The sequence below is a fragment of the Desulfurivibrio modestus genome (genome assembly GCF_044068625.1).
GTDB lineage: Bacteria > Desulfobacterota > Desulfobulbia > Desulfobulbales > Desulfurivibrionaceae > Desulfurivibrio.
The window spans coordinates 1-21792 of the sequence record NZ_JBIPKH010000028.1 but is presented as its reverse complement, the minus strand read 5'-3'; the positions used below and the strand labels follow the sequence as shown (position 1 = coordinate 21792).

Annotated in this window: 21 protein-coding genes and 1 pseudogene; 18 read left to right on the top strand and 4 right to left on the bottom strand. The window is 61.0% G+C overall.

The window, feature by feature from the left end; translation table 11 throughout:
- A partial coding sequence (locus tag ACHHRT_RS12440; protein ID WP_395500099.1) for an REP-associated tyrosine transposase occupies positions 1 to 773 on the top strand: 773 nt, incomplete at its 5' end.
- 66 nt (positions 774 to 839) lie between these two features.
- Here ACHHRT_RS12440 and ACHHRT_RS12435 read toward each other — a convergent pair.
- Positions 840 to 932: pseudogene (locus ACHHRT_RS12435) on the bottom strand (transposase); the annotation flags it as partial.
- Between the two features lie 295 nt (positions 933 to 1227).
- Here ACHHRT_RS12435 and ACHHRT_RS12430 point away from each other — a divergent pair.
- From ACHHRT_RS12430 to ACHHRT_RS12360, 15 genes are all read left to right on the top strand, one after another.
- On the top strand, positions 1228 to 1470 hold the full coding sequence (locus ACHHRT_RS12430; RefSeq protein WP_395500098.1) for a type II toxin-antitoxin system Phd/YefM family antitoxin: 243 nt from the start codon (positions 1228 to 1230) through the stop codon (positions 1468 to 1470).
- Complete coding sequence (locus ACHHRT_RS12425) at positions 1436 to 1852, top strand: type II toxin-antitoxin system VapC family toxin (RefSeq protein ID WP_395500097.1); 417 nt, start codon at positions 1436 to 1438, stop codon at positions 1850 to 1852. Before ACHHRT_RS12430 ends, ACHHRT_RS12425 begins: the two co-directional genes overlap by 35 nt.
- Positions 1853 to 1991: 139 nt before the next feature.
- Complete coding sequence (gene mnmA, locus ACHHRT_RS12420) at positions 1992 to 3068, top strand: tRNA 2-thiouridine(34) synthase MnmA (protein WP_395500096.1); 1077 nt, start codon at positions 1992 to 1994, stop codon at positions 3066 to 3068.
- A 176-nt stretch (positions 3069 to 3244) separates the two neighbouring features.
- Positions 3245 to 4426, top strand: coding sequence for a cytochrome c3 family protein (locus ACHHRT_RS12415; RefSeq protein WP_395500095.1), 1182 nt, complete (start codon positions 3245 to 3247; stop codon positions 4424 to 4426).
- A gap of 78 nt (positions 4427 to 4504) precedes the next feature.
- The gene (mtaB, locus tag ACHHRT_RS12410; RefSeq protein ID WP_395500094.1) at positions 4505 to 5854 is read left to right on the top strand and encodes a tRNA (N(6)-L-threonylcarbamoyladenosine(37)-C(2))-methylthiotransferase MtaB; all 1350 of its coding nucleotides are present in this window, start codon (positions 4505 to 4507) and stop codon (positions 5852 to 5854) included.
- Positions 5844 to 7103: a CinA family nicotinamide mononucleotide deamidase-related protein gene (locus ACHHRT_RS12405; RefSeq protein ID WP_395500093.1), complete on the top strand. Its 1260-nt coding sequence runs from the start codon at positions 5844 to 5846 to the stop codon at positions 7101 to 7103. The genes mtaB and ACHHRT_RS12405 overlap by 11 nt, the downstream gene beginning before the upstream one ends.
- A 24-nt stretch (positions 7104 to 7127) precedes the next feature.
- Positions 7128 to 8228 (top strand): recombinase RecA, encoded by a 1101-nt coding sequence (gene recA, locus ACHHRT_RS12400; protein ID WP_395500092.1) that lies wholly within the window; start codon positions 7128 to 7130, stop codon positions 8226 to 8228.
- A 46-nt stretch (positions 8229 to 8274) separates the two neighbouring features.
- Positions 8275 to 10914 (top strand): alanine--tRNA ligase, encoded by a 2640-nt coding sequence (alaS, locus tag ACHHRT_RS12395; RefSeq protein ID WP_395500100.1) that lies wholly within the window; start codon positions 8275 to 8277, stop codon positions 10912 to 10914.
- 110 nt (positions 10915 to 11024) lie between these two features.
- Complete coding sequence (locus tag ACHHRT_RS12390; protein WP_395500091.1) at positions 11025 to 11450, top strand: F0F1 ATP synthase subunit B family protein; 426 nt, start codon at positions 11025 to 11027, stop codon at positions 11448 to 11450.
- The gene (locus ACHHRT_RS12385) at positions 11450 to 12025 is read left to right on the top strand and encodes a F0F1 ATP synthase subunit B family protein (RefSeq protein ID WP_395500090.1); all 576 of its coding nucleotides are present in this window, start codon (positions 11450 to 11452) and stop codon (positions 12023 to 12025) included. The genes ACHHRT_RS12390 and ACHHRT_RS12385 overlap by 1 nt, the downstream gene beginning before the upstream one ends.
- A complete protein-coding gene (locus tag ACHHRT_RS12380) occupies positions 12022 to 12564 on the top strand; it encodes a F0F1 ATP synthase subunit delta (RefSeq protein ID WP_395500089.1) in 543 nt (180 codons plus the stop codon). The genes ACHHRT_RS12385 and ACHHRT_RS12380 overlap by 4 nt, the downstream gene beginning before the upstream one ends.
- 3 nt (positions 12565 to 12567) lie before the next feature.
- Positions 12568 to 14091, top strand: coding sequence for a F0F1 ATP synthase subunit alpha (gene atpA, locus ACHHRT_RS12375; protein WP_395500088.1), 1524 nt, complete (start codon positions 12568 to 12570; stop codon positions 14089 to 14091).
- 27 nt (positions 14092 to 14118) lie between these two features.
- The gene (gene atpG, locus ACHHRT_RS12370; RefSeq protein WP_395500087.1) at positions 14119 to 14997 is read left to right on the top strand and encodes an ATP synthase F1 subunit gamma; all 879 of its coding nucleotides are present in this window, start codon (positions 14119 to 14121) and stop codon (positions 14995 to 14997) included.
- A gap of 60 nt (positions 14998 to 15057) precedes the next feature.
- Complete coding sequence (gene atpD, locus ACHHRT_RS12365) at positions 15058 to 16479, top strand: F0F1 ATP synthase subunit beta (protein WP_395500086.1); 1422 nt, start codon at positions 15058 to 15060, stop codon at positions 16477 to 16479.
- A gap of 42 nt (positions 16480 to 16521) precedes the next feature.
- Positions 16522 to 16935, top strand: a complete 414-nt coding sequence (locus ACHHRT_RS12360) for a F0F1 ATP synthase subunit epsilon (RefSeq protein ID WP_395500085.1) — start codon at positions 16522 to 16524, stop codon at positions 16933 to 16935.
- Between the two features lie 88 nt (positions 16936 to 17023).
- Here the strand turns inward: ACHHRT_RS12360 and ACHHRT_RS12355 are convergent, their stop codons facing one another.
- Positions 17024 to 17497 (bottom strand): chemotaxis protein CheX, encoded by a 474-nt coding sequence (locus ACHHRT_RS12355; RefSeq protein WP_395500084.1) that lies wholly within the window; start codon positions 17495 to 17497, stop codon positions 17024 to 17026.
- 197 nt (positions 17498 to 17694) lie between these two features.
- Here ACHHRT_RS12355 and ACHHRT_RS12350 point away from each other — a divergent pair, with 197 nt between their 5' ends.
- Both ACHHRT_RS12350 and ACHHRT_RS12345 read left to right on the top strand, forming a co-directional pair.
- Entirely contained in the window at positions 17695 to 19083 is a 1389-nt protein-coding gene (locus ACHHRT_RS12350) for an NAD(P)-dependent oxidoreductase (RefSeq protein WP_395500083.1), read from the top strand.
- Between the two features lie 13 nt (positions 19084 to 19096).
- Complete coding sequence (locus tag ACHHRT_RS12345) at positions 19097 to 20170, top strand: sensor histidine kinase (RefSeq protein WP_395500082.1); 1074 nt, start codon at positions 19097 to 19099, stop codon at positions 20168 to 20170.
- Here the strand turns inward: ACHHRT_RS12345 and ACHHRT_RS12340 are convergent.
- On the bottom strand, positions 20167 to 21030 hold the full coding sequence (locus tag ACHHRT_RS12340; protein ID WP_395500081.1) for an OmpA family protein: 864 nt from the start codon (positions 21028 to 21030) through the stop codon (positions 20167 to 20169). The two genes, ACHHRT_RS12345 and ACHHRT_RS12340, sit on opposite strands and share 4 nt — an antisense overlap.
- A gap of 9 nt (positions 21031 to 21039) precedes the next feature.
- The coding region (locus ACHHRT_RS12335) for a c-type heme family protein (protein WP_395500080.1) at positions 21040 to 21792 on the bottom strand (753 nt) is incomplete at its 5' end.

The following is a 21792-nucleotide window of genomic DNA, read 5'->3' as shown; positions in this document are numbered from 1 at the left end:
CCATTCGGCCATTCGGCCATTCGGCCATTCGGCCATTCGGCGGCCATTCGGGACACCCCCCTATTTTTCTTGCCACACTTCCCGGCATGCGGTATTCTCGCACCATGCCACGAACTGCCCGAATCATCGCCCCCGGTTATCCCCACCATGTCACCCAGCGCGGTAATAATCGTGCCGTGGTTTTCTTCGATGATGGCGACCGCCAGACCTACCTGGATCTGCTTTCCGGCTATGCCAGCAAGCATGGCCTGCAAGTGTGGGCCTATTGCCTGATGGACAACCATGTACACCTGTTGGCGTTGCCGGAGACCGAAACCGCCTTGGCCCGCGGTATCGGTTTGACCAATCAGGTTTACACCCAGTATCTCAACCGCAAATTGCGGCAGTCCGGCCGGGTTTGGCAGAACCGCTTCTTTTCCTGCATCATTGAAAAAGAGCAATACCTGTGGGCGGTGGCGCGCTACATCGAACGTAATCCGCTTAAGGCCGGCCTGGTGGAAAAGCCTGAAGATTATCGCTGGTCGAGCGCCAAATCACATCTTGCCGGGACGGCCGACCCGGTGCTTGGCGTCTGCCGCTGGCTTGACCCGTCGGAACAGGGGGCCTATGCCGAGTTTGTCCGGACCGACAACGACAAAACAGACAACGCCATTCGCAAGGCGACCAGAACCGGCCGTCCTTTCGGGAGCGATAAGTTTATCGATTCGCTGGAGCTTAGCCTGGCGCAGACGCTTCGACCAAGAAGGGCAGGGCGACCGCGCAAGGAACAGTGATTGCGGGCCGCGCTGCTCCTTGCCGGCTGACTCCCGCTGGGCACTGCATAAGCCGCAATAGCTGACCGCCTGCCGAATGTTGCCGAACCGCTCCACTTCTCCAATCCCCAGAACCAAGGTCAGAGCCCGGATCTCGCCGACTCCGGGGATGCTCGTCATTCGCTCCACCCGCTCCAGGAGGCTCTTGAAATAACGCTTGCCGTGCAGGCGGCGTTTGTCATAAGTGGCGCCGACCTCCATCCATTCCGGCAGCAGATTGACCCGCTAAGATCCGCCAATTTTTCCGCATCGGCTCGATCATTCTTCTTTTTGGCCGCGGTGATCGCCTTGAGCATCTCCGGGTGCGCGACCTTCAATTCCACGGCCTGGCGTACGCTCCTTTTTCCTTTGACCGGTTTTGTCCGGAATGTTAAATTGATTGTACAGAATAAATGTACATGCCGGGGGCGCTAAAATGCAACAAGTGAATATCACCGAGTTTCGCAATCACCTTCCCAAATATCTTGCCAGGACAAAGGCGGGGGAGACGCTGGAAATCACATCCAGGGGCAGAATAGTAGCCCGCCTTGCCCCTCCGGGAGAGAGCGCCAGGATCGGCGCCCGCCAAGAGCTTGAGAAATTACGGAGTAAGTGCAGGATTGGCGACGTTATTTCTCCCATCGATGAGCAATGGGACGCTGCCAGTGATAATTCTTGATACTTGCGTTCTTATTTTCGATAGCCTCACTCCGGAACGGCTCAGCAAAAAGGCTCTGACGGTCATAAACAGGGCAGAAGGGCGTTCCGCCCTGTGTTGCAGTGATATTTCCCTGTGGGAAATCGCCATGCTGACGCAAAAGGGTCGCCTCCAACCCGGTACGGATTCCTTGACCTATCTTCAGCTTGTACTGGATGCCCGGCAGATCAATATTCTGCCAATAACGCCTCGGATTGCCCACTTATCCGTCTCCATGCCGGAAATCAACCATCATGATCCCGCCGACCGCATTATTGTTGCAACCGCCAAAGAACACCGGGCAACACTGGTTACCGTTGATCAGAAACTGCTTGGCCTCAAAGGAATAACCACCATCTGGTAAGAAGAACGGAAAAGGAGCCTGCCCCCTTTTGAAAAGGCCATCAGTTGGGTGACCACCGAGGGAAGGGGGAGGGGAGCCGATGGGGAGAGTTGGGTCATCTTTTTTGCCGGATGTTGAATATTTTGGTAGAGTGCCGGGCATGTCACCGACCAACTCATCCTTATACCAGAAACGGATCGCCGTCGCCATGAGCGGGGGAGTGGACAGCTCGGTCACCGCCGCCCTGCTCCTCCAGGCCGGGGCTCAGGTGGAGGGGGTGTTCATGCGCCTGGCCCAGCCCGAGGTGGACCAGCACCAGCAACGGGCGGAGGCGGTGGCGGCCCATTTGGGGATCGAGCTGACGGTGCTGGAGCTGGGCGCGGCTTTCCGGGAAAAAGTACTCCAGCCCTTCATCCGGGCCTATTTCGCCGGCCTGACCCCCAACCCCTGCGTCTTCTGCAACCGTTTGATCAAGTTCGGGCTGCTGCTGGAAACCATGCTGGAGCGCAAGGCGGATCTTCTGGCCACCGGCCACTACGCCCGGCTCATCCCCGACGGCCGGGGCGGCCTGGCCCTGCGCCGGGGGCTGGACCCCCGCAAGGATCAATCCTATTTCCTCTGCCGCCTGCAAGCGGCCAAGCTGAGCCGGATGCTGTTTCCCCTGGGTGAAAAACGCAAGAGCGAGGTTTACGAACTGGCCGCCTCTTTGGGCCTGAGCGGTCGCCACGGCGCGGAAAGCCAGGATGTCTGCTTTTTGGGCCAGGAGTCGGTGGCCGATTTTCTGGCCGCGCAAAACCCGACCGGCGGCGGCCTGACGGCCGTGGAGGGCCGGATTGTCACCGTTGATGGCCGGGAGCTGGGCCGGCACCGGGGAGTGCATCGCTACACCGTGGGCCAGCGCCGGGGCCTGGGAATCCCCGATGCCACCCCCTACTATGTGGTGGCCCTGGATGTGCTGAACAACCAGGTGGTGGTGGGTAAGCCGGAAGATCTGCTGCAAAAAACCATTCGCCTGGCCGATCTCAACTGGCTGGTCACCCCGCCGCCGCTCCCCGGCCGTTTCGCCGTCCAACTGCGCCACCGCCACCAGCCGGCCCCGGCCCTGGTGGAATCCGCCCCCGACCACACCATCACCCTCACCTTCGATCAGCCGCAACGGGCCCCGGCCCCCGGCCAGTACGCCGCCCTCTACCTGGAGGATCAGCTTCTGGCCGGTGGTGAAATTATTGCCGGCTAATTTCCCGATTTTCCACCCCCTCCAGGGTCGCTCCCGGGTTGTCGCTGGTGCGACAAACTGTCATTTTTTCTATTGCTTTTTCTTGACGGTTGATTGACTGTGTTGAAATGGGTCTGAGCAATTTGGGTGCGACCGAAAGAGAGTTCGGGGCTGTTTGTTGGGTGAGGGGGGAGCAGATGAAGGGACTGGTGGCGTTAAAAATTTTGCCGTTGTTGGGTTGGATCGGCCTCCTGCTGGCCGGTCAGATGATCACGCCCCCCGGGGCCGGGGCGGTGATCAGAGGGATCTGTGCCGATTGCCACACCATGCACAACAGCCAGGAAGGGGGGAGCATGGCCCTGGACGGCGGGGGCGCCAATCCCATGCTTACCCGGGGCAGTTGTGTGGGGTGCCACGCCCAGAACGGCGGCGAGAAGATCGTCACCATCGGCGGCAATCAGTTTCCCCAAGTGATGCACACCGACCCCAGCGGCGATCTGGCCGCCGGTAACTTTGCCTACATCTCCGGCGGCAAGGGTAGCGGCGCCGATGACCGCAAGGGGCATAATGTCCGGGATCTGCTTCCCCGGGATGGCCGCCATGATTACCCCCCGGGGCATACTTCCGACGAACACCGGGCCGTCCTGAGCAGCGATCGGCTGACCTGCGCCGGCAGTGGCGGATGTCATGGTCTGCGCCTCAGTGACGCCTTTGACGGGGTGGGCTCGGGCACCGGCCTGATCGCCCTGAAGGGGGCCCATCACGGCAACGTTGACGGCCTGCTCAATGTGGCTTCGGGGGTGTCCGACAGTTACCGCTTTCTCGACGGGGTCAAGGGGCTGGAAAATCCCGACCCTGACAACCGCTGGCAAAACGCCGGCAGCGGCAGTCACAACGAATATTACGGCACTGTAAGCCCCGGGGCCTATCTCGGCTTTGAATGGTCGTTCAACGGTTGCGGCCGCTGTCATGTCTGGAATGACTATATCGAGCCTCCCAACCGCTCCATCAGCGGCTTCTGCGCCACTTGCCATCCCGACTTCCACAGTTTGAGTTCGGGCATTTTTACCGGGGTCGGCCCCACCACCTCCTCGCCCTTTTTGCGTCATCCCACCGATATCGTGTTGCCCAACTCAGGTGAGTACCAGCATTACACCACCTACAATGTCACCGCGCCGGTCGGTCGTCAGGTCCTGCCGGCCACCCCATCGAGCGCAGTGAATCCCGGCAGTGACACCATCACCTGCCTCTCCTGCCACCTGGCCCACGCCAGCGACTACTCCGGCATGCTCCGCTTCGACTACGGCGCGATGATGGCTCATCAGGGAGGGGCCGCTTCGGGCACCGGTTGTTTCGCTTGCCACACCACCAAGGATTAACCGGGGTTCCGGACGTCTAGCCGGCGACTGCGTGCTTTTGCGTTGCAAAGGTGGCCCTAAACGGTTATCTCCTTGCCCATGGGTGCGGATGAAACCAAGGGCAAAAAACGGGTGGCGGTCACCACCTTGGGTTGCAAGGTCAACCAGTACGAGTCGGCGGCCTATCTCTCGGAGCTGGCCGGGCGGGAAGAGATTGAAATTGTGCCTTTTTCCGCCAGGGCCGAGGTCTATGTGATCAACACCTGCGCGGTGACCGCCAGGGCGGGGGCCCAATCCCGGCAGCTTATCCGGCGGGCGGCGGCCCGCAATAAAAAATCCCGGTTGGTGGTCACCGGCTGTTATGCCCAGGTGGCTCCCCAGGAAGTGCTGGAATTGACCGACAACCCCCTCTGTGTGGTGGGGAACGCCCATAAGGGGCTGGTGGTTACGGTGGCGGCGGCCCCGCGCACCTGCGATCTGGAGATGTATCACGGCGACATGGGGTCCTGCCGGGAGGCCGCCCCCTTGCTGGTTACGGCTCCCGGGGAGCGGACCCGGGCGGTACTCAAGGTCCAGGATGGCTGTAATCAGTGGTGCTCCTACTGCATTGTCCCCCAGGCCCGGGGGCCCAGCCGCAGTGTGGCGCTGGACCAGGTGCTGCGGCAGGCGGAAATTTTTCTGGCCGAGGGTTACCGGGAGGTGGTCCTCACCGGGATTCACCTGGGCCATTACGGGCTCGATTTTTCGCCGCCATCCTCCCTGGTCACCATGCTTGATCGCCTGCTGGGGCAGGATTTTCCCCTCCGTTATCGCCTCAGCTCACTGGAGCCCACCGAGGTGGGGCCGGAGCTGCTGGGCCGGCTGGCTGGCCATCCCGCCCTGATGCCCCATCTGCACATCCCTTTGCAGAGCGGTGATGATAAGGTTTTGGCGGCGATGAACCGCCCCTACCGCCGGGAGCAGTTTGCCGCAACCATTAACAGTTGCGCCGCCCGGCTGCCCGACGCCGCCATCGGTGTGGATGTGCTGGTGGGTTTCCCCGGCGAGGATGAGGCCGCCTTCGCCAACACCTATGAGCTGCTGGCCGGGCTGCCCATCAGTTATCTCCATGTTTTTCCCTACTCCCGGCGGCCGGGCACCCGGGCGGCGGCCCTGCCGGATCAGGTTCCGGGCCGGCTCAAGGATGAGCGAACCGCCCGCTTGCGGGAGTTGGACCGGCAAAAGCGGCAGCAGTTTTACCGCCGCCATTTGGGGCAGATCCGCCCGGTGCTGGCGGAGCGGGGGGGGCGGGGCCAGGCCGCCGGTTATCTGCGGGGTTTCACCGACAACTATATCCCGGTCTCCTTTGCCGCCCCGCCTCGCCTGATCAACCGGGTGGTGGAGGTGTCCCTGGAAAAGCTTGGAGAAGACGGGGTTGTGGGCCGGATGGTGAACAGCGATGCGGGGTGAGATCATCGCCGTCGGAGATGAGTTGACCTCCGGACGGATCGCCAACACCACCAGCTACTTTGCCGCCGCCCGGCTTTTTGCCGCCGGCTACGAGGTGCCGGTGCTGAGCACGGTGGCCGACGATCAGGCCCTGATCAGCGCCACCCTGCTCCAGGCCCTGGAGCGGGCCGATTTCGTCATCGTAACCGGGGGGCTGGGCACCACCAGTGACGATCTGACCAACGAGGCGGTCTCCCAGGCCCTGGCCCGGCCCGCCACCCTCTACCCCGAAATTCTCCGCAAGATTCAGGCCAACAGCCAACATCTTTCCCCCCGGGCCCGTAAATCCCTGGAAAAACTGGCCTGGCTCCCCGATGGGGCCCATTCTCTGCACAGCGAGGCCAAAAGTGCCGGTTACTTTCTGGTCCACCAGGGCAAACCGGTTTTTTTCCTGCCCGGGGTGCCCCACGAGATGCGGGAGCTGCTGGTGGAAGCGGTGCTGCCCCGACTGGCGGTTTGGGAGGAACAGCCGGCCCATCACGTCCGCCAGCGGGTATTTCGGGTCAGCGGCCTGATGGAGAGTGAAATCAATCAGTGCCTGAGCGAGCTGGAAGGCCGTGACTCCCGGGTTAAGATCGGCTATTATCCGGTTTTTCCGGAGGTTCAGGTCTCCCTGGCGATTCGGGCCGCCGAGGAGGCGGCGGCGGAGAGCCTGTTGGCGGAGGTTGCCGCTGAGATCGAGCGGCGGCTGGGGGACCACATTTACGGCCTGGAGAGTGACAGCCTGGAGGAGGTTCTGGGTCGGCTTTGCCGGGAGCAGGGCACCTCCCTGGCGGTGGCCGAGTCCTGCTCCGGAGGCCGGATCGCCGCCGCCATCACCGCCGCCCCCGGGGCTTCGGCCTATTTTGGGGGTGGGGTGGTGGCTTACAGCAACGAGCTTAAGGAGCGGATTTTAGGAGTTAGCCCGGCCACCCTGGCCGCCCATGGGGCGGTGAGCGCCGCGGTGGCCGAAGAGATGGCCGCGGGGGTTCGTCGGCTGACCGGGGCGGCCCTGGCCGTTTCCGCCACCGGGATTGCCGGCCCCACCGGCGGCAGCGCCGAGAAGCCGGTGGGCACCGTTTTTATCGGAGTGGCCGCGGCGGCCGGGGTGCGGGCCGAACTTTGCCACTTCCGGGGCAACCGCCGCCAAATCCAGGAGTTGACCAGCCACCGCGCCCTTGATATGTTGCGCCGCACCCTGCTGGCCGCGTCCCGGTCCCCAAAAGAATGAACAACTACAAGCAAGGAGAATGAGATGGCTGTGACTGCTGCGGAAAACAAGGCCAAGACCCTGGATAGCGCGATCTTTCAAATTCAGAAACAGTTCGGCAAGGGCTCGATCATGCGCCTGGGGGCCAGCGACCGGGTGGCGGTGCCGGCCATCTCCACCGGCATTTTGAGCTTGGATATCGCCTCGGGGATCGGCGGCATTCCCTGCGGCCGGATCACCGAAATTTACGGGCCGGAGTCCTCGGGCAAGACCACCCTGGCCCTGCAGATCATTGCCGCGGCTCAGCGACAGGGCGGCTCCGCCGCCTTTATCGATGCCGAACACGCCCTGGACATCACCTACGCCGAACGGCTGGGGGTCAATGTCGACGATCTGCTGGTCAGCCAGCCCGACTATGGCGAGCAGGCCCTGGAGATCGCCGAGATCCTGATCCGCAGCGCCGCCGTTGACGTAATTGTGGTGGACTCGGTGGCGGCCCTGACCCCCAAGGCGGAGATCGACGGCAATATCGGCGATTCCCACATGGGCCTGCAGGCCCGGCTGATGTCCCAGGCCATGCGTAAACTGGCCGCCATCCTCCAGCGGACCAATACCGCCATCATCTTTATCAACCAGATCCGGATGAAGATCGGGGTGATGTTCGGTAATCCCGAAACCACCACCGGCGGCAACGCCCTCAAGTTCTACAGCTCCATGCGGATCGATATCCGGCGGCTGGCGGCGATCAAGGACGGCGAGGCGGTGATCGGCAACCGGGTCAAGGCCAAGATGGTTAAAAACAAGGTGGCGCCCCCCTTCAAGTTTGCCGAGTTCGACATCATCTTCGGCGAGGGTTCATCCCGGGAAGGGGATATGCTCGACCTGGCGGTGACCCAGAATATCGTTGATAAGAGCGGGGCCTGGTACTCCTACAACGGCGAACGGATTGGCCAGGGCCGGGAAAACTCCAAGCTTTTCCTGAAGGAACATCCCGAGCTGGCCGCCGATATCGAGCGCAAGGTGCGCCTGGGCTTCGGGTTGGGAATGCCCGGCGAGATCAAGGAAAAGGAGGAGGCCGCCCCCGCTGACAAGGCCGATGACAAGCCCGCCGGCAAGGCTGCGGCCAGGACGGCGGGTAAGGAGTAAGAGGCGGCAGCAATACCAGGAACATTTCAGGAATATTATCTAGATGATCAACGGCAACGCCATCCGGCAAAAATTTCTCGACTATTTTGCGGCCCGCCACCATACGGTGGTGGAAAGCTCGGCCCTGGTGCCCCATGATGACCCCACCCTGCTCTTTACCAACGCCGGGATGGTCCAGTTTAAAAAGGTGTTCACCGGCGAGGAGCAGCGTGACTACCAGCGGGCGGTGACCTGCCAGCGCTGTGTCCGGGCCGGCGGCAAGCATAACGACCTGGATAACGTCGGCTACACCGCCCGCCACCACACCTTTTTCGAAATGCTGGGCAACTTCTCCTTCGGTGATTACTTCAAGGAGGAGGCGATCAGGCTGGCCTGGGACTTTTTGACCAAGGAGCTGGGGCTTTCGCCGGCCAATCTCTGGGTTTCAGTCTTCCGGGAGGATGATGAAGCCTTTAAAATCTGGGAGGGGATCGAAGATCTGCCGCCGGGTCGGATCGTGCGGCTGGGGGAGAAGGATAACTTCTGGGCCATGGGCGATACCGGTCCCTGCGGCCCCTGCTCGGAGATCCATATCGACCAGGGGGCGGCGATCCCCTGCGACAATCCCGAGTGCGGGGTGGAGTGTGACTGCGACCGCTTCCTTGAGATCTGGAACCTGGTTTTCATGCAGTATGAGCGCGGCGCCGACGGCAAACTGACGCCGCTGCCCAAACCCAGTATCGACACCGGCATGGGCCTGGAGCGGATCGCCGCCGTGGTCCAGGGCAAGCACAACAACTACGACTCCGACCTCTTCCAGCCGATTATCGGCCACACCGCCGCCCTGGCCGGGGTCACCTACGGCGCTGAACCGCGGGGCGATACCGCCCTGCGGGTGATCGCCGATCACGCTCGAACCACCACTTTTCTGGTGGCCGACGGGGTGTTGCCCTCCAACGAGGGGCGAGGTTATGTGCTGCGCCGGATCATGCGCCGGGCCATTCGCTTCGGCCGGACCCTGGGTCTGGCCGAGCCCTTTCTCGGCACGGTTTGCGCCGCGGTGACCGACCTGATGCGGCCGGCCTACCCCCACCTGGAGTCCAGTCGCGAACTGCTGCTCAAGGTGGTGTGCCACGAAGAGGAGCGCTTCCTGGAAACCCTGGATCACGGCCTGACCATGCTGGAGCAGGAGGTGAAGCGGCTGCGGGCCGCCGGCGCCCTTGCCCTGCAGGGAGATTTTATTTTTAAACTCTATGACACCTACGGCTTTCCGGTGGATATCGCCAAAGACGTGGCCCAGGAGGAGGGGCTGGCGGTGGATGAGGAGGGCTTCAATACCGCCATGGCCCGCCAGCGCCAACAGTCGCGCAAATCCTGGAAGGGTGGCGGTTTGGGTGAGTTGGGCCCCGGTTATAAGGAGCTGCTGGAGCGGGGGGTGCAAACGGTTTTTGTCGGCTATGAGACCCGCCGCCATCGCGCTCCCCTCACCGCGCTGCTTGATGGTGAGGGCAATCTGATCCCGGCGGCGGCCGCCGGCGACCGGGTTGTCCTGATCTGCCCCGAAACCCCTTTTTACGCCGAGGCGGGCGGCCAGAGCGGTGACCAGGGGGAGATCGCCGGCGCCCAGGGAAAGGCCCGGGTGGAGAATACCATCAAGCTGGGTGAGCAGCTGGTGCTGCACCAGGCCCAGGTGGTCGAGGGGCGGCTCGCGGCCGGCGAGGAGGTGGCCCTGGCGGTGAGCGAGGGGCGGCGCAGCCGGATCGCCGCCAACCACACCGCCACCCATCTGCTCCATGCCGCCCTGCGGCGGGTGCTGGGCGAACATGTCAAACAGGCCGGCTCCCTGGTTGACCCCGAGCGGCTCCGTTTCGACTTCACCCACTTCTCCCCCCTCACGCCTGAGGAAATTCATCAGGTGGAACGGCTGGTCAACGAGGAGATCCGGGCCAACACCCGCCTCCATGTCGCCCAGGTTAAACGGGATGAGGCCCTGCGAAGCGGCGCCGCCGCCCTTTTTGGGGAAAAATATGGGGAGACGGTGCGGGTGGTGACGGTGGGCGATTTCAGCAAGGAGCTGTGTGGCGGCACCCACGTTGGCGCCACCGGCGAGATCGGCCTCTTCAGGATCGCCTCCGAAAGCGGGATTGCCGCTTCCACCCGCCGGATCGAGGGCCTTTGCGGGGGGGCGGCCCTGCTGCGCTGCCAGGAGGTGGAAGATGGACTGGCCCAGTTGGCGGCCCGGTTGAAAACCAGCCCCGCCGAACTGCCGAGCCGGATCGACAAGCTCCTGGCCCGCCAGAAAGAGCTGGAGCGTAAACTGGCCCAGTTGGCCACCCAAAGCGCCGCCTTCGATCTCAATAGCCTGCTTAAGCGGGCGGTGGAGGTCGCCGGGGTGCCGGTGCTGGCCTGCCGGGTTCCGGCTGATTCGGCCAAGACCTTGCGGGAGATCGGGGATCAGCTCCGGGACAAAATGGGTTCCGGGATCGCGGTGCTGGCGGCCGAGGTGGATGGCAAGGCGGCCCTGCTGGCCATGGTGGGCAAGGAGTTGACCGGGCGTTTCAAGGCCGGTGAGATCGTCAAGGCTGTGGCAGTTTTGGTGGAGGGCAGCGGGGGCGGCAGGCCGGATATGGCCCAGGCCGGCGGCAGCCGCCCGGAGAAGATTGACGAGGCCCTGGCGGCGGTCCCGAAAATTATCCAGGAAATGTAAAATGAAAATATTGACATGGTTTGGTGAATGGATTAGAACGCCTATTTGTTTGTGAATGGCCATTCATTTTCCAGCCAAATAATTAAGAGCGTAGCGGAGGGACCTGCCGGATGATCACCATAGATTTCACCATGCCGCTTCATATCATCAACATCCTGTTGCTGACTGTGATCCTCAACATTGTCCTCTACCGCCCCATCCGCAATATTCTGGAGCAGCGGCGGGAGAAGGTCTCATCCCTGAGCGGTGATATCGCAAAGTTTGAAAAAAACCGCCTTTTGCGCCAAGAGGAGTTTGAGCGCAAACTGCAGGAGGCCCGCGCCAAGGCCAAAAGTGAGTTTGACGCCACCCGCTCCGCCACCCAGGCCGAGAGCAACAGTAAGCTTGCCGCCCTGCGCCAGGAGGTGGAGGGGGCCAAAAGTGCTCAGTTGAAAGAGGTTGAAAGCCAGTTTGCCGCCGCCCAAACTGAACTGCGGAGCCAGATTGACGGCTTTGCCCAGGTTATGGCGGCCAAAGTGTTGGGGAGGGCCATTTGATGCGATATCTGCAAGCGAAACATGCCGCCGCTCTGGCGGCTCTGCTCCTGGTGCTGGCCACCGCCGCCACCGGCCAGGCGGCCGAAATCAGTACGGCGAAGTTGTGGGATCTGTTCTACCGGGTTCTCAACTTTGCGGTCCTGGTCTTCATTCTGCTCTACTTCCTGAAAAAGCCGGCGGTAAATTTCTTCAGTAACCGTCGGGAGACGATCCGGGCCGAACTGGAAGAACTGGAGGCCAAGCGGGTCGAGGTTGAGCGGGCCTATAAGGAGAGCGAGGCCAAGATGAGTTCCCTGGAGGCTTCGGCCCAGGAGATCGTGGCCGAGGCGATTCGCCAGGGCGAAGTGGAACGGGAGCGGATTCTCGGTGAGGCTGAACGGGCCGCCGTCAACATGAAGCGCCAGGCCGAGATGGCGGTGCAGCATGAATTGGCCACGGGCAAGGCCCGCCTTAAGAGCGAGATCGCCGAGGAGGCCGCCCGGGTCGCCGAAGAGTTGGTGCGCAAGCATCTGCAACCGGCCGACGAGGCAAAGATGATCGCCGGCTATCTTGACAAGGTGGGAGGTGTGCAGTGAAAAACACGGTTTTGGCCAAACGCTACGCCAAGGCGCTCTTTGCCGTGGGCAAGGATGACGGCGCCTTCGCCGCCTACGGTGAAACGCTCAACCAGCTGGCCGGGCTTTTCGAGGCCAGGGAGGTGGCCGACGCCCTCACCAATCCCCTCTATCCCGAGGATGTTCGCCTCAAGGTGATGGAGAAGCTGGTGGAGGCCATTAAGGCCGCCCCGGTGATGGTCAACTTCTGCAAGCTGCTGGTGGAGAAAAAACGGGCCGCCATTCTGCCGGAGATCGCCGAATGCTACCAGGAGATGGTGGACAGCGATCGCAACCTGTTGCGGGGCACCCTGGTGACCGCGGCGGAGATCGGCCCGGAGTTGAGTGAAAAAGTAAAGGCCACAATGGAAAAGATAACCGGTAAGCAGGTCGAGTTGACCAGCCGGATCGACCCGGCCATTATCGGCGGGATGGTTGCCAAGGTTGGTGATCTGGTGCTCGACGGCAGTATCCGGTCGCAACTTGCAGGGTTAAAGGAATCCATCAAGGGGAGAGAATAGACGATGCAGATTAAAGCCGAAGAGATCAGCCAAATCATCAAGAGTCAAATCCAGGAGTATGAAGCCAAGGTCGACCTGAGCGAAACCGGCACCGTTTTGTCGGTTGGTGACGGTATCGCCCGGGTGTACGGGGTGGAAAACTGCATGGCCATGGAGCTGCTGGAGTTCACCGGCGGTATTCTGGGCGTGGCCCTGAACCTGGAGCAGGACAACGTGGGTTGCGCGGTCCTGGGAGATGTCCGCCACATTAAAGAGGGCGACATCGTTAAGCGGACCGGCAGGATCGCCGAGGTGCCGGTGGGCCCCGAGATGCTGGGCCGGGTGGTGGACGGGGTGGGCAACCCCATCGACGGCCAGGGCCCGATCACCGCCAAGGAGACCCGCAAGATCGAAGTCCTGGCCCCCGGCGTTATCGCCCGTAAATCGGTGCATGAGCCTTGCTACACCGGTGCCAAGGCGATCGATGCCATGACCCCGGTCGGTCGCGGCCAGCGCGAGTTGGTGATCGGCGACCGCCAGATCGGTAAAACAGCAGTCTGCGTTGATGCGATCATCGCCCAGAAAGAAACCGATATGCACTGCATCTATGTGGCCATCGGTCAGAAGAAATCCACTGTCGCCCTGGTGGTGGAAGCCCTGCGCAAGCACGGGGCCATGGATTACACCACCGTGGTTGCCGCCTGTGCTTCCGATCCGGCCCCGATGCAGTATGTTTCGGCCTTTGCCGGTACCGCCATGGGTGAGTACTTTCGCGACAACGGCAAGCACGCCCTGATCATCTACGACGATCTCTCCAAGCAGGCGGTGGCCTATCGCGAACTCTCCCTGCTGCTGCGGCGGCCGCCGGGACGGGAGGCCTTCCCCGGCGATATCTTCTTCAACCACTCCCGGCTGCTGGAGCGCTCCTCCAAGCTTTCCGACGAGCTGGGGGCCGGTTCGCTCACCGCTCTGCCGATCATTGAGACCCAGGCCGGCGACGTATCGGCCTACATTCCCACCAACGTAATTTCCATCACCGATGGTCAGGTTTATCTGGAGCCCAACCTGTTCTTTGCCGGGGTTCGCCCGGCCATCAACGTTGGTCTCTCGGTATCCCGGGTTGGTGGCGCCGCCCAGGTCAAGGCGATGAAGCAGGTCGCCGGTACCCTGCGGCTGGATCTGGCCCAGTACCGCGAACTTGCCGCCTTTGCCGGTTTCGGTTCCGATCTGGATGCCGCCACCCAGGCCCAGCTCACCCGCGGCGCCCGCCTGGTGGAGATTCTCAAGCAGCCCCAGTATCAGCCGCTGCCCATGGAGAAGCAGGTTACCATCATCTTCGCCGGTACCAAGGGCTATCTCGACAAGTTGCCCCTGGATCTGGTGGCCGATTATGAGACCCAGCTTTACGATCACATTGAGAAGAATGAGCCCAGCGTCTTTGACGACCTCAAGAGCAAGCAGGAGATCGATGCCGATCTCGAGGCCAAGATGCGGAAGACCCTGGAAGCCTTTGGTGAATCCTTCAGGGCCGCCAAGGGCCTGAAATAGGCCGGATAAAGTTGAGGAGGGGCGTTTATGCCTAGCCTGAAAGATGTAAAAACCAAGATCGGCGGGGTCAAAAAGACCTCGCAGATCACCAAGGCCATGAACATGGTGGCCGCCGCCAAGCTGCGGGGAGCCCAAAGCAAGATGGAGGCCTTTCGGCCCTACGCCGAACAGTTCCACGCCGCCATGGCCAGCCTCTCCGCCGGGACCGGCGGGGCCCGTTTCTCCCTGATGGAGGTGCGGGAGGTTAAAAACGTGGAACTGGTGGTGGTTACCTCCGATCGTGGTCTCTGCGGTAGCTTCAACGCCAATATTCTCAAGATGGCCAATAAAGCCGTGGCGGAGCTGGAGGCGGCGGGTAAAAAAGTCTCCCTGGTCTGCGTGGGCAAGAAGGCGCGGAACTTCTTTCGCAAGAGCGGGAAGATGCGGAAGGATTATGTCGATATCATGGGCACCTTCCAGATGTTCAACGCCCGGGCCATCGCCCAGGATGCCGCCGCCAACTTTCTCGGTGGCGAGGCCGACGAAGTCAGGCTGATTTATGGCCGCTTTCACAGTGTCGCCGTCCAGCGCCCCGAGCAGACCACCATCCTGCCAATCAAACCGATTGAAGGGGAAGTCGGAGGAGCCGCAGCCCCGGCCAGCCAGGCCGTCTATATTTACGAGCCCAGCCAGGAAGAGATCATGGAGGTTCTGCTCCCCATGTTTCTGAATGTCATGGTCTACCACTCCATGCTGGAGGTCAGCGCCAGTGAGCATGCTGCCCGGATGACCGCCATGGATAACGCCACCAGGGCTTGCAAGGATATTATCAACAACCTGACCTTGATCTACAATAAGACCAGGCAGGCCGGCATCACCTCCGAGCTGATGGATATCGTTGGCGGTGCCGAGGCCTTGAAAGGCTAGTTGATTCGCTACTTAACGCTTGTAAAATTATTGAAAAATAAGCTGTCAGGAGGCTTGCACATGAGCGAGGTTAACACAGGGAAGGTTATTCAGGTCATCGGGCCGGTGGTTGACGTTGAGTTTGAGCCGGGCAAGCTTCCGGAAATTATGAACGGGATGCTGGTCAGCAACAAGGGAATCAGCGACGAGGCCGATAACCTGGTGATCGAAGTGGCCCAGCATCTGGGTAACAACGTGGTCCGCTGCGTTTCCATGGATCAGACCGACGGTCTGGTGCGCGGCCAGGCGGTTAAGGATACCGGTAAGCCCATCGAGATTCCCTGCGGCGCCCCGGCCCTGGGCCGGATCATGAACGTGGTCGGTCGGCCGGTGGATGGCCTGGGCGCGATCACCTCCGACAAGATGCGGCCGATCCATAAGCTGGCGCCGGCCTTCACCGAACAGGACACCGAGATCCACGTTCTGGAAACCGGCATCAAGGTTATCGATCTGCTGGTTCCCTTCCCCCGGGGCGGTAAGATGGGGCTCTTCGGCGGCGCCGGTTGCGGCAAGACCGTTATCATGATGGAGATGGTTAACAACATCGCCTTGCATCACGGCGGTATTTCGGTTTTCTGCGGGGTTGGCGAGCGCACCCGTGAGGGCAACGACCTCTACCACGAGATGAAGGAATCGGGCGTTCTGCCCAAGGCGGCCCTGGTTTACGGCCAGATGACCGAGCCTCCGGGAGCCCGGAGCCGGGTGGCCCTGACCGGCCTTTCCGCCGCCGAGTATTTCCGGGACGAAGAGGGCCAGGACGTACTTTTCTTCGTGGATAATATCTTCCGTTTCACCCAGGCTGGCTCCGAGGTTTCGGCTCTGCTCGGTCGGATTCCTTCGGCGGTGGGTTATCAGCCCACCCTGGCCACCGATCTCGGTGCCCTTCAGGAGCGGATCACCTCCACCACCAAGGGCTCCATCACCGCGGTGCAGTGTGTTTACGTGCCGGCCGACGACCTTACCGACCCGGCCCCGGCCACCACCTTTGCCCATCTCGACGGTACCGTTGTTCTCTCGCGGCAGATCGCCGAGCTGGGGATCTATCCGGCGGTTGACCCCCTGGACTCCACCTCGCGGATTCTCGACCCCAACGTTCTGGGCGAGGAACATTACCTGGTGGCCCGGGGAGCGCAGGTTACCCTCCAGAAGTACAAGGATCTTCAGGACATTATCGCCATTCTCGGTATGGACGAGCTCTCCGAAGAGGATCAGCTCACCGTGGCCCGGGCCCGGAAAATTCAACGTTTCCTTTCCCAGCCCTTTACCGTGGCCGAAACCTTCACCGGCATGCCCGGCAAGTATGTGAAGGTCGAGGACACCGTCCGCGGCTTCAAGGAGATTCTGGACGGCAAGCATGATGATTTGCCCGAGAGCGCCTTCTACATGGTGGGGAGCATCGAAGAAGCGGTTGAGAAGGCCAACCGTGAGAAGACGGCGGCTTAAACACCCTTCAGCAGCAGCACTTTTACAGGGCGAGGATAGACGATGGCAGCATTGATACAGTTGGAGATCGTTACCCCCAAGGGGGCGGTGCTCAGCGAGCAGGTCGAGATGGTCACCGCTCCAGGTTATGCCGGGGTTTTCGGTGTATTGGCCAACCATGCCCCCTTGCTCAGCACCATCAAGGTCGGCAATCTGGTTTACAAGAAGGATGGCCGGGACGATATCGTGATGGTCAGCGGCGGTTTCTGTGAGGTTTCCAACAATAAGGTTACTTTTTTGGTGGAAAGCGCCGAGCGGGGCAGCGATATCGATGTGGATCGTGCTTTGCGGGCCAGGGAGCGGGCCGAGAAACGGCTGGCCGAAGCGATGGCCCAGAAGGAAAAAATTGATCGGGTTCGGGCCGAAGCCGCCCTGCAGCGCGCCTTGGCCCGCTTGAAGGCCGCCGGCAAGATGTAATGGTCAACCTCCTCCTTTGGAGGGGGTAATTTCAGCGTACGTGCAAAAGCCGTCCCCGATTAACCGGTGGCGGCTTTTTTTTGCCTGCTTAGCGGGTGGTCAGGTTGGCTTCGACCACGAAGCCCCCATCTTCGGTGGCAAAGGGGATTACGATGGTGGGAGTGCTTGAGTAGTAGGATATTTCAACCCCCTTGCCCACCACCATGGTGGGGGTGGCCAGATCAAATTTGTGGTTGATCTTGGCCAGCTCGGCCTTGGCGCCGCCACAGATCATGTTGGTGATCTCTCCCACCGCGTCCACCACCTCGTCGTCGATTTTAGGCCGAAGAGGCTCCATCAACATGTTGGCCACGATTTTGAGAATGGCCGGGCCGGAGAAACTGACGATCATCGTGCCGCTGATGGTTTCCGAGCTCATGCCGATCACCCCGGTAACCTCGCCGAAGGCCAGCTTGTCATCCTTAAGATGGGGTTTGCCGGCCTTGACCTTGGTCTGGGCCATGGTCTCGATCACGTTCTTGGCGGCGTTGAGGAAGGGGTTGATCAGTTCCGCTTTAATCATTATAGAAATCTCCAGCTGAAGTTTGAACTGAGCAAAATAGGTGGTTGACTGCTTTTTTGTCAAGTTATTTTGTTGTCATTTTTGCATGAAATTTGTGTCGAAAGGGTTATATTGTCCAGTCCTGTCTGATCTGGAACTGAACATTGTGGTGATATTTTTTTATCAGCAACATGCCAACCAAATAAGGGAGTGAGCAAATGGATACCAAGGAGCGGATGGCCATACCTCGCCAGCAGCCCCGGGAATTGCCGGTGGCCGAGCGGATCAGCAATTTCAACGAAGTTGTTTTCGGCTATGATGACGAGTCGGCCCGGCGCGAGGCCGAACGTTGCCTGCAGTGCAAGAAACCCAAATGCCGGGAGGGCTGTCCCGTCCATAACGATATCCCCGGTTTTATCCGCTTGGTTCGGGAGGGTAAAATTGAGGAGGCCTATTGGCTCGACCGCCAGACCAACACCCTGCCGGCGATCTGCTCCCGGGTTTGCCCCCATGAATTTCAGTGTGAAGGCCATTGTCTCCTGGGCAAAAAGGGCCAACCGGTGGCCATCGGAATGTTGGAGCGCTATATCGTCGACTGGATGGTGGCCAACGGTAAGAGCATGCTCCCCTCCTGCGCCCTGCCCAACCAGCGCAAGGTGGCCATTGTCGGCTCGGGTCCGGCCGGGATGTCGGTGGCCTATTATCTGGCCAAGGAGGGTTATGCCTGCACCATTTTTGAGAGTCTGCCCAAAACCGGGGGGATGCTGACGGTGGGTATTCCCGCCTATCGTTTGCCCCGGGCGATCATTGCCGCTGAATTTGAAGCCTTGAACCAATGTGGGGTCAAGGTGGTGAGCGGGGTTACCATCGGCCGGGACAAGAGCCTGGATGATCTGAAAAAAGAGGGCTTCGAGGCGGTTTTCCTCGGGCCGGGGGCCCATGCCAGCCGCAAGTTGGGCGTTGAAGGCGAGGATCTGGAGGGGGTGATCCATGGAGTGGACTATCTCCGCCGGGTTAACCTGGGCGAGGCGGTCAACCTGGGCCGCAATGTGGTGGTGGTGGGTGGCGGCAACGTGGCCATCGACTGCGCCCGCACCGCCTTGAGAACCGGCTCCGACCAGGTTTTCATCCTTTATCGCCGCAGTCGGGAGGAGATGCCGGCTTCCAAGGCCGAGATCCATCATCTGGAAGAGGAGGGGGTGCGGATTGAGATGCTGGCCGCCCCGGTCAAGATCCATGGGGAGAATGGCCGTCTCACCAAGATTGAATGTATTCGGATGCAGCTTGGTGAATGCGACGCTTCCGGGCGCTGCCGGCCCGAGCCCATGGTGGGCAGCAACTTCATGATCGAGGCCGACGCCATCATACCGGCGATCAGCCAGGATGTGGATGTCACCGCCGCCAGTGGGCAAAAGCTGGCCTTAAGCCGCTGGGGCACCTTTGAGGTTGATGAAGCCACCCTGCAAACCACGGTGCCCTGGGTGTTTGCCGCCGGTGACGCGGTTTTGGGGCCCCAGACCGTGGCCAAGGCCGTCTTCCAGGCCAAGGAGGCGGCGGAATCGATTCATCGCTTGCTCCAGGGGCGGGATCTCAAGGAAGGACGCTGAGGTCCCGGCCGGAATGGGATCGGTTTGTGAAGCTCCCTGTATCTTTACCGATATCCTGGGCGATATCGACATCGGCTTGATTGTCCTCGACACCGTAAAGCAGGATCTCTTTTTCAAGAACAAGCACGCCGTCGAGCTGCTCTCCCCCCTGCGGGCCGCCCAGGATTATCAAGGGCTGACCAGGCTGCTCAGCGTTGAGTTGGATAATCTGCTGAAACCGGGACGGACCAAGGGGCGCCAGACCATCATCCGTTATGAACATCGGGTGCTGGGCTATACGGTCAGTCGTCCGTCCCGGGATGAGCGCTACATCACGGTTTTTGTCCAGGATATCACCGATCGCCATCGGTTGGCCGCCGTCGACGAGGCCACCGAAATGGTGAACAATATCAGCTCCCTCTTTTCCGGTATTCGCCACGAGATCGGCAATCCCCTCAACTCCATCAAGATGGCGCTGATGGTACTGCAGAGCAATATTGACAAGTATTCGCCCGAGGAGATCGACGTCTATCTCCAGCGAATCGCCGGTGAGATTACCAAGATGGAGGCCCTGCTGAAATCATTCAAGAATTTCAGCATGTTTGAGGTGCCGGAGACCAGCGAGGTGAATCTGGTCACTTTTTTTGACAGCCTGATGCATCTGCTGGGGGGGGATCTGCGGAGCAAGAATATCGAGGTGCGGCTGGAGCTGGCTCCCGACGCGCGGCGGGCCATGGTGGACGCCAGGGCCCTCCAGCACGTGGTCATGAACCTTTTTGTCAATGCCTTCGATGCCATGGCCGTGGTGCCCAGTCCCCGACTGGTGGTGTTGAGCCGCAAGCATCGGGAGGCGATTCAGCTGGTGATTGCCGATAACGGCTGCGGCATGTCCGAGGAGCTGGTTCGGGACGCCTTCAAGCCGTTTTTCACCACCAAGCCCCATGGTACGGGGCTTGGCTTGGTGATCGTCAAGAAAATGCTGGCCCAGATGAACTGCGGCATCCGGCTGGAGAGTGTCAAGGGCAAGGGGAGCGCCTTCATCTTGACCTTGCCCACCAGCGGCGAAAAAAGGGATCGTCCCCGCCCGGGCTCCACCGGCGCCCCTTAATCGGTCCGCTTTCTGAACTCGACCCGCCGGTTGACCGCCCGATTCTGGGCCGTGTCATTGGGGACCGCCGGACGGGTATCGCCGAAGTAGGCGATGGAGAGCCGTTCGGGCGCGATGCCATACCGTTCGACCAGATGTTTTTTGACCTGTTCGGCCCGATCTTTTGAGAGCGGTAGGTTGATCTCGGGGCTGCCGCTGCTGTCGGTGTGGCCGGCGATCTCGAACATCTGATCGCGGAGGGCGGGGTCGGCCAGGGCCTGGCCCACCGTCGCCAGTTGTTCCCGGGCGCTCTCGGTCAATTCTGCCGAGTTGACCTGGAAAAGGATCTGCATCCGCAGGATGGGACCGTCCAGGGCCCCCACGGTGGCGCTTTGGGTTCGGCTTTCCTGCATTACCCGGACGAACTCCGCCGAAGTGATCCGCTCCCCGGTTTCCGAGCGGTGTTTGATGCGGGCCAACTCCAGTGAGGAGCGGGCCCGCGAATTCCCCGGTTCAAGGGCCAGGCCCGCCTCGTAGGCCCGGATGGCCGGCTCCAGACTCCCCGCCACCACATAGACATCCCCCAGGCCAAAGAAGGCCCGGGCGAACTTGGGGTCCAGCTCCGTGGCCCGCAGGTAGTAGGAGAGGGCCTGGTCATAGCGGCGCAAGCGCTCGTCAGCGTAAGCCTTGTCGTAATGGATACGGGCGTCTTGGGGACACAGGGTCACCGCCTCGTCCAGCAGTTGCTGTTTTTTGATCAGGTTGCGTTCCTGCTGAATGTTCTTTCGTATCGCCTCACAGTCGGCCCCGGCTGCCGGGCCCGGGCTCAGAGCCAGGAGCAGGGCCCAGACGCCGGAGAGCCGCAGCAAATTTTTGGTCATGGTTTCCTCCTAGCGGCTGCGTTGCAGAAGTTTCTTCAAGCTGACGCGTAACCGTTCAATGGCCTGGGCCAGGGTGCCCACCTCGCCCACGGCGTTGCGGTCGATGGGTTCATCCAGGTTTTTGCCGAAACTGAAGCTTTCGGTCCGTTCCGCCAGCCGCACAATGGGAGCGACCACGTCGCGATTGAGGAACCAGCCGATGATGAACAACATGATCGCGATCCCGCCGGCGCCGATCAGTACCAGGGTCAGAGACATCGCCTTGGCGGCGGCGATGGCGTCGGCAACGGGTACGTAGACGATAAAGGCGGCAACAACTTCATCCATGTTCCACCGGTAACCATTGGTGTCGCCATAGATATCAATCTGATCCTTGGGGGCATCGGCGGGGTCGCCATGGCAGCCCAAGCAATTTTTATGTTTAACAGCAAAGGGGGTGGCAATGTAGAAAACATCCTGGCCGTCTCTGACAAAGCGACCTTCATCGGCCTTAAGTCCAGGATTGTCGATGAATTTTTGAATGATCTGCACTTCTTGGGCATCGGCCTTATTGCTGGGATGCAGAGGATCCAGGGTCGCCTGTCTGAAAATGTAACTTGGGTAGAGCTTGGCAAACTCCTCATAAATGCCGCGAGAAGTAGCAAATCCTGACATCAGCTCTGGGTAGAAACGGTCCTCCTCAACCAGTTGGCGAACCAAGGGAGACTGGGCAACACGGGTAAATTCGCGTGATGCCATGGCATAGCTCATTATAATTTCACT